Origin of the sequence: Paenarthrobacter aurescens (assembly GCF_025421775.1) — a bacterium.
GTDB lineage: Bacteria > Actinomycetota > Actinomycetes > Actinomycetales > Micrococcaceae > Arthrobacter > Arthrobacter aurescens_B.
Genome location: NZ_JAOEFX010000009.1, coordinates 99,483 through 112,487 on the forward strand (window position 1 = coordinate 99,483; position 13,005 = coordinate 112,487).

13 protein-coding genes are annotated in these 13,005 nt (G+C 63.9%); 9 read left to right on the top strand and 4 right to left on the bottom strand.

Annotation, left to right across the window (positions count from 1 at the left end):
• Positions 1-67: 67 nt before the first annotated feature.
• Positions 68-868 carry an alpha/beta fold hydrolase gene (locus N7568_RS18350; RefSeq protein ID WP_261611213.1) on the bottom strand — a complete coding sequence of 267 codons (801 nt, stop codon included), beginning with the start codon at positions 866-868 and terminating at the stop codon, positions 68-70.
• A 131-nt stretch (positions 869-999) separates the two neighbouring features.
• On the opposite strand from N7568_RS18350, the gene N7568_RS18355 reads away from it, so the two are divergent.
• The 5 genes from N7568_RS18355 to N7568_RS18375 all read left to right on the top strand — a co-directional run bounded on the left by N7568_RS18355 (position 1,000) and on the right by N7568_RS18375 (position 6,327).
• Positions 1,000-2,523 carry a four-carbon acid sugar kinase family protein gene (locus N7568_RS18355; protein WP_261611214.1) on the top strand — a complete coding sequence of 508 codons (1,524 nt, stop codon included), beginning with the start codon at positions 1,000-1,002 and terminating at the stop codon, positions 2,521-2,523.
• 25 nt (positions 2,524-2,548) lie between these two features.
• A complete protein-coding gene (locus N7568_RS18360; RefSeq protein ID WP_261611215.1) occupies positions 2,549-3,451 on the top strand; it encodes an NAD(P)-dependent oxidoreductase in 903 nt (300 codons plus the stop codon).
• 102 nt (positions 3,452-3,553) lie between these two features.
• Positions 3,554-5,020: a GntP family transporter gene (locus N7568_RS18365; protein ID WP_261611216.1), complete on the top strand. Its 1,467-nt coding sequence runs from the start codon at positions 3,554-3,556 to the stop codon at positions 5,018-5,020.
• On the top strand, positions 5,020-5,895 hold the full coding sequence (locus N7568_RS18370; protein WP_261611217.1) for a class II fructose-bisphosphate aldolase: 876 nt from the start codon (positions 5,020-5,022) through the stop codon (positions 5,893-5,895). The genes N7568_RS18365 and N7568_RS18370 overlap by 1 nt, the downstream gene beginning before the upstream one ends.
• Positions 5,896-5,934: 39 nt before the next feature.
• Complete coding sequence (locus N7568_RS18375) at positions 5,935-6,327, top strand: DUF1304 domain-containing protein (protein ID WP_261611218.1); 393 nt, start codon at positions 5,935-5,937, stop codon at positions 6,325-6,327.
• Here the strand turns inward: N7568_RS18375 and N7568_RS18380 are convergent.
• Together N7568_RS18380 and N7568_RS18385 are read right to left on the bottom strand one after the other, a co-directional pair.
• The gene (locus tag N7568_RS18380; RefSeq protein WP_261611219.1) at positions 6,324-6,743 is read right to left on the bottom strand and encodes a VOC family protein; all 420 of its coding nucleotides are present in this window, start codon (positions 6,741-6,743) and stop codon (positions 6,324-6,326) included. The genes N7568_RS18375 and N7568_RS18380 overlap by 4 nt on opposite strands.
• A complete protein-coding gene (locus tag N7568_RS18385) occupies positions 6,740-7,795 on the bottom strand; it encodes an Lrp/AsnC family transcriptional regulator (protein ID WP_261611220.1) in 1,056 nt (351 codons plus the stop codon). Before N7568_RS18385 ends, N7568_RS18380 begins: the two co-directional genes overlap by 4 nt.
• Positions 7,796-7,907: 112 nt before the next feature.
• On the opposite strand from N7568_RS18385, the gene N7568_RS18390 reads away from it, so the two are divergent.
• The 4 genes from N7568_RS18390 (at position 7,908) to N7568_RS18405 (ending at position 12,310) form a co-directional block, all read left to right on the top strand.
• Positions 7,908-9,326 (top strand): MFS transporter, encoded by a 1,419-nt coding sequence (locus N7568_RS18390; RefSeq protein ID WP_261611221.1) that lies wholly within the window; start codon positions 7,908-7,910, stop codon positions 9,324-9,326.
• Positions 9,323-10,513, top strand: a complete 1,191-nt coding sequence (locus tag N7568_RS18395) for a M20 family metallopeptidase (RefSeq protein ID WP_261611222.1) — start codon at positions 9,323-9,325, stop codon at positions 10,511-10,513. The genes N7568_RS18390 and N7568_RS18395 overlap by 4 nt, the downstream gene beginning before the upstream one ends.
• 88 nt (positions 10,514-10,601) lie before the next feature.
• The gene (locus tag N7568_RS18400) at positions 10,602-11,957 is read left to right on the top strand and encodes an acyltransferase family protein (RefSeq protein WP_261611223.1); all 1,356 of its coding nucleotides are present in this window, start codon (positions 10,602-10,604) and stop codon (positions 11,955-11,957) included.
• Positions 11,954-12,310, top strand: coding sequence for a GNAT family N-acetyltransferase (locus tag N7568_RS18405; RefSeq protein ID WP_231340820.1), 357 nt, complete (start codon positions 11,954-11,956; stop codon positions 12,308-12,310). Before N7568_RS18400 ends, N7568_RS18405 begins: the two co-directional genes overlap by 4 nt.
• A 3-nt stretch (positions 12,311-12,313) precedes the next feature.
• On the opposite strand, the gene N7568_RS18410 is transcribed toward N7568_RS18405, so the two are convergent.
• Positions 12,314-12,895 (bottom strand): hypothetical protein, encoded by a 582-nt coding sequence (locus N7568_RS18410; RefSeq protein WP_261611224.1) that lies wholly within the window; start codon positions 12,893-12,895, stop codon positions 12,314-12,316.
• Between the last annotated feature and the right edge of the window lie 110 nt (positions 12,896-13,005).

Below are 13,005 nucleotides of genomic sequence, written 5' to 3' on the forward strand. Positions count from 1 at the left end.
CCCCATTTCCTGTACTCCGGCCATCCTGCGTCCCGCGGCTTCCCGGGACGGATGGTTGTCAGACATCTTACGCTGGCGGTGGCCAGCTCGTTCTCCAAAATTCATGCAACGCCGTGACGCATTCCTGCGGCTGTTCCCAGTGGACGCTGTGGCCTGCGTCGCGAACGGCCTTCAGTTGCCGCCGGGGCCCAGCCGACACGAAAGCGGCCATCTGCTCGATGGACCGCACGCGGTCCCCGGTGCCGGCGATCACCAGCAAGGGTGCCCGCACCCGTCCGGGAACTGAAGATTCGACGCCGGTCATGGCCGCCTTGCCGCTGGGGCCAAGAACCGAAAATGGAACGTCGAACCCCTTGCCGAGGTACCCGGATTCCGCAGCGGTCAGAGGCCCGTACCAAGCGTCCATGCACCTGGCCCTGGTTCCGGCATCCAGGAAACCTTGGTCCCATTGGGACTGCAGCATGGACCGGAATCCTTCGTTCGGAGGCGCAGGCACCATGCCTACCAGCGTCACCGTAGCCCCCAGCTGCGGAAAATTCGCTGCCAACGTGAGGGCAATGCTGCCGCCCAGGGAATGCCCGACCAGATGCACCGGTGTTCCGCCCATCCGGTTCAGGGTGGCCGCTACCGAAGCCGCCGCTGATTCCAGCGTCCATTCGAAACCCGGCGGCAGTACTTCACCCGGGTGATAGCCGGGGAGGTCCAGGATCCAGACTTCGCGCCCGGCGTCGAGGAGTTCCTCCGCCAGCGGTTCCCAATAGGCCGAACCGGACGCCCAGCCGTGGATCAGCACCGCCGGGATGTCCTCCGCAGCTTTCGCAGGCGTTCGTACGTCCACGTAGGAAAGCGGAACCGCGCTGTCAGCCATGCTCCCAGCCTAGTGACACCGGGCATCTTGCGCCGTGAGGAGCCGTGTGTCACACTGGCATTCAAATGTTAGATGTCTGACATCTTACATTCACTAAACCGCAACAGAGATTTCCCACGATGGAGTGCATAGTGACCCTTGAAGCCGACGTTCTGGCCGCTTTCCCGGCGGAAGTCCAGATTCCTGCTCAGCTGGTTGCCGACGCCGTTGCGGCGTCCTCGGCAACATCTCCCCGCGTTCTGGTCGTCCTCGACGACGACCCCACCGGCACGCAGTCCGTTGCCGACCTCGCTGTCCTCACCCACTGGGAGGTCGCAGATTTCATGTGGGCCTTCACCCACATCCGGGAAAACCGGACCAAGCCCGCGGTCTACGTCCTCACCAACACCCGCAGCCTTGACCCGGCAGAAGCAGCAGCCCGCAACGAAGAAATCGTGCGCAACGCCCTGGCGGCAGCAGCCGGCACAGGTGTTGGTCCTCAGCTGCGCCTGGGTTTTGTCAGCCGCAGCGACTCCACCCTCCGCGGCCACTACCCGCTGGAACCGGACGTCATCGCCGCAACCGTGGCTGCTGAAACCGGCGAAGTCACCGACGGCGTGGTGATCGTTCCCGCATTCCCCGACGCCGGTCGCGTCACCATCGGCGGCGTGCACTACATGCGTGGCACCGGAGAAGATGCCGGCTCCCTCACTCCGGTGGCCGAGACGGAGTTCGCCAAGGACGCGAGCTTCGGCTTCGCCAACTCCGAGATGGCCAAGTATGTCGAGGAGAAGTCGCAGGGCCGGTTCCCCGCCAGCGACGTGATCGTCCTGGACCTGAACATCATCCGCGCCGGAGCTTCCGCCCAGGACTCCACTATCTCCGCAAAGGCGATCGCCGATGCCCTGGAATCCGCCACCAACTCCACCCCGATCGTGGCCGACATCGTCACCGAAAACGACTTCCGCGCACTGGCCCTTGGCCTCGAGGAAGCCGAACGCCGCGGCAAGAAACTCCTCTACCGCGTGGGCCCGCCGTTTGTCCGCGGCCGGATCGGCCAGGAAATCCGCGCGGCATTGACCTCCGAGGAAGCCTTTGCGGGCAACACTCCCTCCGCCGCCGGCGGCTTGATCGTGGTCGGCTCCCACGTTGGCGTCACCACCCGCCAGCTCAATGACCTCACAGCCGAGCACAGCTCCGCGCGCACCATCGAGATCGACGTCGAGAAACTCATTGCCGGAACCGAAACCGCAGGTGAAGCAGAAGCCGACGCCTACATCGGAACCGTCGTGTCCGACGTCGTCGACGCCCTCCGCCACGGCGACGTCATCGTCCACACCAGCCGCCTGCTCATCAAGACCGACGACGCCGCAGCGAGCCTGAAGATCGCCCGCACCGTGTCGGCCGCCGTCGTGGCTGTTGTGAACCGCACCCTGAAGACCTTCCCGCCGCGGTTCGTCATCGCGAAGGGCGGCATCACATCCTCGGACGTCGCCGCGCATGGCCTGGAGATCCGCCACGCAATCGTCCGCGGACCCATGCTCCCGGGCATCGTCTCGCTGTGGGAGCCAGTGGACGGCCCCGCAAAGGGCATCCCGTACATCGTCTTCGCCGGCAACGTGGGCGACGACCAATCCCTCACCCAGGTCACCCGCAAGCTCAGCGCAACTTTCTAACAGCAAAAATTCAATGGAGAACACCATGACCAGCAGCAACTACACCGTCACCGTCCTGGGCCTCGGCGCCATGGGACTGCCCATGGCCACCCGCCTCGCGTCCGAATTAACAGTCCACGGCTTCGACATCGCCGAGCCCCGCCTGGAACTCGCCGCCGCAGCCGGGATCAAGACCTTCGCCTCAGCCCGCGAAGCCTCCCAGGAAGCTGACGCGTTGCTCCTGGCCGTCCGCAACGGCGAACAGCTCAACGATGTCCTCTTCGGCGAGAATGGCGTGGCCTCGGTCCTCAAGCCGGGCGCCGTCGTGATCCTCGGCAGCACCGTGGGCACGGAAGCCATCCCCGCCACGGTGGCCAAGCTGGCTGAGTATGGCGTCGCGCTGGTGGACGCTCCGCTGTCCGGCGGCCCCAAACGTGCCGGCGAAGGTGACCTGCTGATCGTTGTTGGCGCCGAGCCCGAGGCACTCGAAAAGGCCCGTCCCGCACTGGAACTGTTGGCCTCCACGCTGAGCATCGTGGGCGACAAGCCTGGCGACGGCCAGGCACTCAAGACCGTCAACCAGCTCCTCTGCGGTGTCCACATCGCTGCCGCCGCAGAGGCCATGGCCCTCGCCGATGCCCTCGGGCTCGATCAGGCCAAGACTCTCGCCGCGCTCGAAGCCGGAGCCGCTGGTTCCTTCATGCTCTCCAACCGCGGCCCGCGCATCCTGGAGGCCTACACGGAGGACGGCGCAGAGGTCCTCAGCCGCCTGGACATCTTCGTCAAGGACATGGGCATCGTGGGCAAGGCAACCCGTGCCGCCGGCCTCGCCGCGCCCGTTGCCGCCGCTGCTGAACAGCTCTACCTTCTCGGCCAGGCCCAGGGCCTCGCCGCTGCCGACGATTCAGCCGTCATCAAGGTTGTCGCGCCGTCCAAGCGCACCGCCTAACCACCCCAACAAGAACCCGCGACGACGGCGGTCCCCCCTTCGCCGTCGTCGCACCTCCCGCCGGTCTTCTTTAGACTGGTTTGTCAAAGGAGACACCCCCCAATGAATCCCCTCGTCAACTCGTTGATGGTTCGGGCGGCCGATGCCCCAGCCATTAAGCCCGCAGTGGAGCTGGGAACACCCCTTCTGCTGACCATTGCCGCAGCCGGTATCGCGCTGTTGCTGGTGCTGATCATCCGCTTCAAGATCCAGGCTTTCGTTGCCCTGCTGGCGGTCAGCATCCTGGTGGCCGTTGCAGCCCAGATCCCGCTGAAGGACATCTTCACCGTGGTGACCACTGGCGTTGGCAGCACCATGGGCAAGGTCGCGTTGCTGATCGCCCTCGGCGCCATCCTTGGCCGCATGATCGAAGTTTCCGGCGGCGTGCAGTCGCTGGCCACCCACTTCACTGAGAAGCTCGGCGCCAAGCGCGTTGCCATCGCACTGACCGCAGTCGGCTTCCTGGTGGCGATCCCCGTGTTCTTCGAGGTGGGTGTGATCGTACTGGTCCCCATCGTTTACGCATTTGCCAAGATCGCGAACGTGCACCCGATCAAGTTCGGCCTGCCCATGGCCGGCATCATGCTGTCCATCCACGTTGCAGTCCCGCCGCACCCGGGCATCGTGGCGGGCGCAGGTGTCTTCGGCGCGGATATCGGACTCATCACGATGATCTCGCTCATCATCTGCATCCCCCTCGGATTCCTGTCCTACTGGGTTGCCAGCATCATGAACCGCAAGGACTACGAACTGCTCCCCGGCGTGAAGCAGCAGGTGGAGGAATTCGGTTCCGACTCCCTGGTCCACGTCGGTCACGAAGGTCCCGGTGCCCGCGCCATTGCTCCTCCGCGTCCCGGCCTCATCATGTTCCTGATCGCCGCTCCGATTGTCCAGATCCTCCTCGGCACCGTCGGAACACTGACCATCGCCAAGGACAACTACTGGTACGGCGTGGCCGCGTTCATCGGCAATCCCTTCTTCGCGCTCCTCGTCGCCGTGGCCCTCTCCTTCTTCCTGCTGGCCGTCCGCCGCAACTGGTCCCTCAAGGAAACAGGCGAGATCTTCGAAGGCGCCCTGCCTCCCATCGCGTCCATCCTCATGGTGGTTGCCGCAGGTGGCGTGTTCGGTGAAGTCCTCCGCACCTCCGGCATCGGCGCCGCACTGTCCCACACGTTGGACAGCCTCGGCCTGCCGGTGATCGTGCTCGGCTTCATCATCTCCCTGGCACTGCGCGCCGCCCAGGGTTCGGCCACAGTCGCCATCGTGACGACCACCGGCTTGCTTACTTCCGCGGTCATGGAGGGTGGCTACTCGCCGGCCCAGATCGCCGTGATCGTCATCGCCATCGGCTTCGGCTCGCTGGGCCTGTCCCACGTCACCGACGCCGGCTTCTGGACCGTGATCCGCTACTACGGCCTGACCGTTTCCGACGGCCTCAAGACCTGGACTGTCCTCACCACCATCCTGGGCCTGGCCGGCTTCGCGCTGACGTACGTCGCCTGGATCCTGGTGGGAGGCCTGGCCCACTGATGCGCGCCAAACTCGACCACCTGGTCAACTCTTCCCTGGCTTCCGGCTCCGCAGTTCCGGCCTTCACCTGCTACGACTTCACCACCGCGCTGGCCGTTGTTTCGGCGGCGGAGAAGGCCCAGTTGGGTGTGATTCTGCTCGTCGCTCCAAAGACGGCCTCAACGCCCAACGGGTTGCGCCTCATTGCAGCACTGCGGGGCCTTGCCGACAACGCCGGCGTTCCGGTTTCGGTCCAGTTGGACCACGCCTCGGACCTCAAGATCATCCTCGATTCCGTGGCCGCCGGTGCGGATGCCGTCCTGGCTGATGGTTCGTCCTTGCCCTATGAGGACAACATCGCACTGGTCCGTGAGGTCCGTGCCGCGCTGGACGCGCAAGGTGCTTCCGACGTCGTGATCGAAGCGGAGCTCGGCGGCCTTGCGGGCGATGAGGACAGGGCGTTCGGTACCGCTGATTCAGCGCACGACGCCGGCACTTTAGTTGCGGGGCTCACCAACCCTGCACAGGTGGCCGACTTCGTGGAGCGAACCGGCGCGCAACTGCTGGCTGTCGCCGTCGGAAACGTGCACGGCAAGTACAAGGGCGAGCCCAACATCCGCTGGGACGTGCTGCAGGAAGTGGCTTCGAGGACGGACGTGCCGTTGGTGCTGCACGGAGCGTCCGGCATCCCCGCCGACGAACTGGCGAAGGCCCCCTCCATGCAGGTGGGCAAGGTGAACTTCAACACCGAGCTGCGCACCGGAATCCTGGCGACGCTGGAATCTGAAACCGCAGCACACCGGGCTGATGGCGAGAATCTTCAAGGTCTGCTGGCGCGCTGGAATGGCTCGGCCGCGACATTCGCGGGCGCCACGCTGGAGCTGCTCAGTACCTAACGGCCCAGGCCAAGAACACGGGGAGGCTAGGATCAAACCATGATCCTGGCCTCCCTGATTTTCGCCCTGCTTGCGGCGTTGCTGCACGTCTACATCTTCACCATGGAGTCCATCACCTGGACCAAACCGGCCACGTGGAAGACGTTCAGCATCACCTCCCAGGCTGACGCCGAAACCACCAAACCCCTGGCCTATAACCAGGGCTTCTACAACCTGTTCCTGGCCATCGGCGCGCTGGTGGGAATCATCGCAGTCTGGGCTGGGGCGCCGCAGGTGGGCTGGACCCTCGTCTTCAGCAGCTGTGGTTCCATGCTCCTGGCCGCCCTGGTGCTCGCAGCCAGCGGCAAAAAGTACCTCCGCGCAGCAACGCTCCAAGGCACAACGCCGCTGCTCGCCGTCGTGCTTGGAGTGTTGGCGCTGACGCTGGGCTAGGCCTCCGGTGGGCCGGCCTGGGCTGCGGCCTCGTCCATCCAGAGGACTTCCCAGTGGTGGCCGTCCAGATCGCGGAACGCACGGCTGTACATGAAGCCAAGATCCTGGGCGTCGTAGGTTTCGGATCCACCGGCCTCGAGAGCCTTGGTAGCCAGTGCATCCACGTCTTCGCGGCTGGGGGCAGAAATGGCGACAATTGCCGCCGTCGAGTTTTTCGTGTCAGCAATGGGCTGCTTGGTGAACTCGCTGAACTTGGCGTGCGTCAGGAGCATCGCATAGATGGTGTCGCTGAAGACGACGCATGCCGCTGTCTCATCCGTGAAGTTCGGGTTGATGGTGTAGCCGAGCGCTGTGTAGAAGGCCTTGGACGCTTCAAGGTCGCTGACGGGCAGATTGACGAAAATGGACGTAGTCATGCGTCTGATCCTGCCGGTGTTTCGCTGCCCCGTCCAGACCCCTCCCTCCACAGTGGCAGCGGCACCACGTTCATGCTTCGTCCGGACTCGTCAAGGACATGACCCAGACGCTTGTACGTCCGGACTACCGCTTGCCGTGAGATCACCGAACTCCCGGGCGCCCGCTCGGCCAGTTCCCGTTCGAACGCCTGCGCCTCCAAGTAGTCCCGGACCCACAACGTGACCACCAGGTTTTGCGCACCGAGCACCTGGGCGCTGAGCCTGCAGTTCGTTTGCGCGGCGAAATACCGGCCAACGTCGTCAACGTACTGCGCCGGGACGTTGAGCATCAGCGTGACCTCCCTCAGGCCTCTGTTCGCTGCGGTGGACGCATCGCACCTCAGCGTGATGTAGCCGGAGGCCAGGAACCGTTCCACCCGGCGTCGAGCGGTTTGCGGTGACACGGCACATGCGGCACCCAGATCAGCCCAACTGGCACGGCCGTCCTTGGAAAGTTCCTCCAGCAATGCGGCATCCAGCCGATCCGGCGAGTAGCCGGCCGGTGCGGGCCTGGCTTCCGTTGAGACCAGTCGTGCGCGTGCGGGTTCAAGTGTTCCGCTGCGCCATTCCGAGGCCTGCCGGTACAGCTTGGTGACGAAGACAACCTCCCGGTGCGTGACGCCGGGCAGCCTCGGAAAGGACCCGGTCACGATGTCCATCAGTTCCTCGTGGCTGGAGGCAAAGCAATCCATGAAGACGTCATGCGAGCCCGTGACCATCGAAACTGTGCCGAAGGCGGGCTCCGCGCATAGCCGTTGGATCAGTGCTTCGCTTTCGCCTGGCAGCGAGGACAGTTGGATAAACGCCGACCAGCCGGCGCTGAGGTACCGCTGTCCCGGAGAAGGCGTGATCCACGCCAGCCCCTGTCCGGCCAACACGTTCCAGCGCCTGGCCACCGTGGGGCCAGACAGGTCAAGAGCATCCGCGATCCGGCTCCATTCCGCCCGTGGATTGATCTGGAGGGCATTGACGATTTCAAGGTCCAGTTCCGAGATGGTGGATGATTCGTTCAATATTGGCTGCCTTGTGTGGGTTTCAAACGATTTGAACGCCAGTGTAATCGACGGTCATAACGTTGTGACTCGCATCACCACCGGCGAATCCGCCCCGGACTCAAGGAAGCTCATGGCAAGCAAGACAGCACCACCTGCGGCAGCGGCCATCTCTCGCAGGACCATCGCAAGCATGATCCTGGCAATGGCACTCATCGAATCACTCAGCGGCGTTACGCAGGGGTACCTGAACCCCATCCTGCCCGCGCTGGGACCGGTCTTCGAGATTGACGACCCCACCATCAACGGCATTTTCCTCATCTCCAACGTGAGCTTCGCCGTCCTTACACCCATCATCTCCAGGCTCGGGGACAGCTACGGTTACCGTCTCGTGCTCCGGTGGTCCACGGGTGTGGTGACGGTCGGCGTCGTACAAATGGCGCTGTGGCCGTCGCTATGGACGGTGACCATCGGCGTCGTCATGCTGACCTGCGTGGTGGGCTTCATCCCGCTCATGATGGGAATCCTCCGCGTCACCAGCCCGGCCCACACCCGCACGGGCGTCAGCGTCATGATCGGCATGCTCATGATCATGGTGGGCGCAGGTGGCCTACTCGCCGGAATTGTTGGCGTTACCGATCCGACGCTCGGATTCTGGGTGGCGGTTCCGTTCGCGGTAGTCGCTTTCGTCTGTTCGTTCTTACTGCCCGACGCCGGGGTCCCGACCCGTGAGGGGATCGCCCTTGCGCCGTTGCTGGCATGCTCGCTGGGGCTGATTGGTTTCGTGGTGGCACTCTCCATGGCGCCCGAATGGGGCTGGCTGGATGCCCGCACCCTCGCGGCTGGCTTGTTGGGGCTTGCCCTGCTGGCCTTCTGGGCCAGACGCGACTACAGCGGTGCCGCCGGACAGCGCTTCATGGACCTGCGTATGCTTGCCAACCCGCGGATCCGCACCATTTCCGTGGCAACGTTTTTCTTCGGCTTCGCTTCCATCAGCTACTTCGGCACCAACGGGATCTTCCTTCACTCCAACCCTGGGAAGACGGGTTACGGCTTCGCCCTCAGCCCGCTGATGATCGCGATTGTCCTTGCCCTCGCATCCATACTTTCCTTGCTGTCATCCCTCCTGACTGCACGGGCCCTGCGACGATTCGGTGAGCGTGCCACGCTGGTCTTTGCAGGCGTTCTGCTGGCAGGCGGCTTCCTGGTCATGATGCTCGCCCATGGTTCCTTTGCCGGGTACTGCATCGGCTTCGCCATGTTCAACCTGAGCCTGGGAATGTACCAAGCGGGCACCCGGTCGCTGTCTGTGGAAGGCGTCCCCCTGGAGGAAACGTCCACGGCTGCAGGGCTCAACGAGCTGGCATTGTCAGTGGGCATCGCTGTGGGAGCGGCAGTGGTCAAGCTCTTGTCTTCTGCCGCGGTTGAATCCGGGCGCATCACCGAAGCTGGATTGTTGACCATCTGGGGTGCCTTGGCAGTTGCGGCCCTGATAGCTGCCGCGGCCAGTGCCCGGTACCCGAAGCGACAGTCCGCCGAGGTGACGGCATGACCGCCGGGCGGGCCGCCGTCGTGCTTTCCTCCCCAAGGGACGTCCACGCCATGTTGGAAGACGAAGTGCAGCGATGGCGACCCGAGATCCTGGACCTGAGCCATGCCATCCATGCCGACCCGGAGCTTGGCGGCCAGGAATTCCGGGCCGCTAAACGCGTCCAAAAGGTACTCCGCAAGGCCGGGTTCACCTTCGACGAAACACAACCGGAGGAGCCCACCGCGTTCAGTGCGCGATTCGGATCCGGCCAACTGGTTGTGGCGCTCTGCGTTGAATATGACGCCTTGCCGGAGATCGGCCACGCGTGTGGACATAACGTCAACGCTGCCAGCGCGGTGGGGGCGGCACTGGCGTTGGCCGCAGCGGCCGAGTTGCTGGACATCACCGTCAAAGTTCTCGGTACACCGGCGGAAGAGACCACCGGCGGCAAAGTGGACCTGATTGAGGCAGGCTTCTTCGATGACGTTTCGCTGGCCATGATGGCCCACGCCGGCGCAGCGGATGTAGTGGGTGGCTCGTCCTTGGCCATGTCCATGTGGGATGTGCTGTTCGAGGGGCGCCCGGCCCATGCGGCGGCGGCGCCATCCGAAGGAGTCAACGCGCTCGACGCGCTGGTCGTCGCGCAGATGGCCATTGCTTTGGCAAGGCAGCAACTTCCGTCCGGATCGATCGTGTCGCTGATCGTCACTGAGGGCGGCAGTGCCGTCAATGTTATTCCCGGGCGTGCGCGGGCGAGTGTGGAAATGCGGGCGCCAAGCATTGATCAACTGCGCCTGATCCAGGGCAGGGTCCGGCGTTGCCTGGAAGCCGGTGCCCTGGCGAGTGGCTGCAGGCTGCAGGTGGCCCCAAAGGGTAACGACTATGCAGAGCTTCGCCAGGATCAGTTCCTGTCCCAGGCCTACCGCGCAGCGATGCAGGCCAAAGGGAGGGACGTGAAGTTCGACTCCGCCCCGGTGGCCTCCACGGACATGGGCAACGTATCCCAGGTGGTGCCGTCAATTCACCCGGTGGTCGGTTACGACGTGCGGGGCGCCGCCCACCATACCGCCGAGTTCGCCGCTTTCGGCGCGTCAGCCGGGGCGGACACGGCAGTATTGGACGGGTCGTTCGGGATGGCCGCGGCCGCCTGTGCTGCGGCCCTGGACGCGGAGCAACGGAAACGCCTGCTGCAAAACGCGTCTGGGTAGGCCTCCGAAAGGTCAGCGTGCTGGCTCCATTGTCCGCACGGGCGGACAATGGAGTCAGCACGCAGGTGCGTGCCTCGTAGGGAGAGCCATGGAGAGGGACAGGTATCCTGCGGTCGGCGCGGCAACGGCTGCGCGACGGGACCCGGTGATCGACCTTGTCCGCTTCACCTGCCTGCTGCTGGTGGTGGCATGCCATTGCATGATGGTCAGCCCTGCTTTGCACAAGGACGGAACGGTCACCACCGAAAACGTCCTCATGGAGGAAGCCTGGTTTGTGCCCGTTGCCTGGGCGCTCATGATCGTTCCGTTGTTCTTTGTCCTGGGCGGAGTGACCGCGTTGCAGTCGTGGCGGCGGCTGAAGGCTCGCGGTGGTACCGGATTCAACTTCGCCCAGCTTCGGTTGCTGCGGCTGGTCCGCCCGGCCATGGCCTTGCTCGCCTTCATGTGGGGAGGTTTGTGGGTCGCCCTTCTGCTTGGTGTCCACCCACAAGTCATCCAGTTAATGACGGCCGGTGCCGCGATGCCGTTGTGGTTCCTTGCCGCATATCTCACGGCGCAGGTAAGCGTTCCGCTCCTGGCCCGTTTTCATGAACGCGCCCCGCTTCTGACTTTCGGCGGTTTGGTGGCACTGATCATCACTGTCGATTCCCTCCGCGGGGCGCTTCCCGTGATCGCCTTCGCCAATATGATCTTCGTGTGGTGCGCTGTCCAGCAATTGGGCTTCCTCATGGCCGATGGCTTCTTCGAACAGCGCAGCCGCGCTTGGCTGGTGGGCGCCATTGTGTCCAGCAACCTCCTGCTGGGGGTGGCGACCGGTGTGGCCGTGTACCCGGGGAACATGGTGGTGAATATCAATCCGCCCAACCTGTGTCTGCTGCTTCTGGGAATCTCACAGACGGCCACACTCCAACTCGTCCGTAAAGGCCTTGAAGGGATCGCGGGAGTCCGCTGGATCCAGTCACTCATTTCCGTGGCTGGCCACCGATCCATGACCGTTTACCTGTGGCATCTTCCACTCCTGGTGGGCATGTCCGGGCTGCTGTTGTTAACCGACGTGCCCAAACCTTTGGCAGGGACCGGGGAGTGGTGGTGGGCGCGGATCCCCGTCTTCGTCGCCGTTATCACCCTGCTGGTGCCGGTGGTGTGGCTTTTTGGCCGCTTGGAGAACCGTCCGACGGCGGCCAGCCACGCGCGGGGTCCCTCTCGTGCCGCTGTGGTGACCGCCGCCGTCGTGGTTATGGTCCCCGTGGCGGATGCTGCGTTCAACGGATTGACGCTGGCCCTGTTGGGTGGGGGAGCGGCGTGCTTCGCCCTTTCCGTCCTTCTGCTTGGCAGGGTTCCGACGCCGGCTCAGCCGCCGTCTGAAGTAAATGTCCTGGAAGGGCGACAGGGTGGGGTGCCCACGTTGCCAGAGCCGGATTTACGTGCCAATCTCGAAACATGACCGAGTACACGGATTCACTGGCAGAGTCGTTCCGCCCGGGCGTCACCACGGTGCGCAACGACAAATTTCACCGCTATGAGCTTCACGTAGACGGGGAGTTGGCGGTGATTTCCCAGTTCCTTGACCGCCCGGGTCATATTGACTTCATTCACACCGAAACGAAGCCCCAATTCAACGGGCAGGGCCTGGCCAAGGTCTTGGCACATTTCGCGTTGGACGATGTGGTGGCGTCCGGCAAGCGCATCATCCCGCATTGCCCGTACATCGCCGCGTACCTGAAAAAGCACGAGGGCTACGAACAGGACGTGGATTGGCCCGCTGAGAAGCCGGTGGGCGAACCGGACAACGAGTAAGGCCTAAAAGGACACAGACTGTGCAGCGTCCTTCCTTCGCCTCCGGGGCTGCCCGGGGTCGGCCGGCGGGAAAGGCCAGTCCTTCCGTGTACCGCTGAGGGAGACAATTGCGTCGTGTTCGTCGGAAATCGCGTGGCCGCGGCACGTGGCCCGGACCTGCATCGCACTGACGAGGCTGCCACCATGGATGTGATCGGAGTCAGTCACAAGGTAAGAGAAGCTCCGCATCACGGACTGTCCGGGAGCCAGGTGACGAATCCGGAGGTCCCGGTCCACAGGTTCCGTGGTGTAGGTGAGCATCTCCATGCCCTCGTTCGTGAAGGAACGCGGTACAAGTGTTACGTCCCTGAGATGGCTGGCTGAGTCATTCGTGATCCACGCCGTAAAAATGACGGTGTCACCCGGGATGGCGATGGGCCTGTCCGCTCCATAGACGAGGGCGATATGTCCCGCATTCTTCTTTCGAGCGAGCAAATCCGAGCGGCGGGGTGGCAGTCCCCGGACGATAGCGCCCTGTTGCTGCGATGCGTTTTTGTGGATGGCACGCATCAGCTTAAGGAAGGGGCGGGGACGCCTGATGTCCATGGATCCTCGATTCGCTCCGGAGGTTTGGAAGGTCACGCCTAACAAGTGACGCGGAGGGTGGAATCGTGTTGCGAAAAAGTAAGTTCTCTACAGGGTGGCGCCGCTCGATT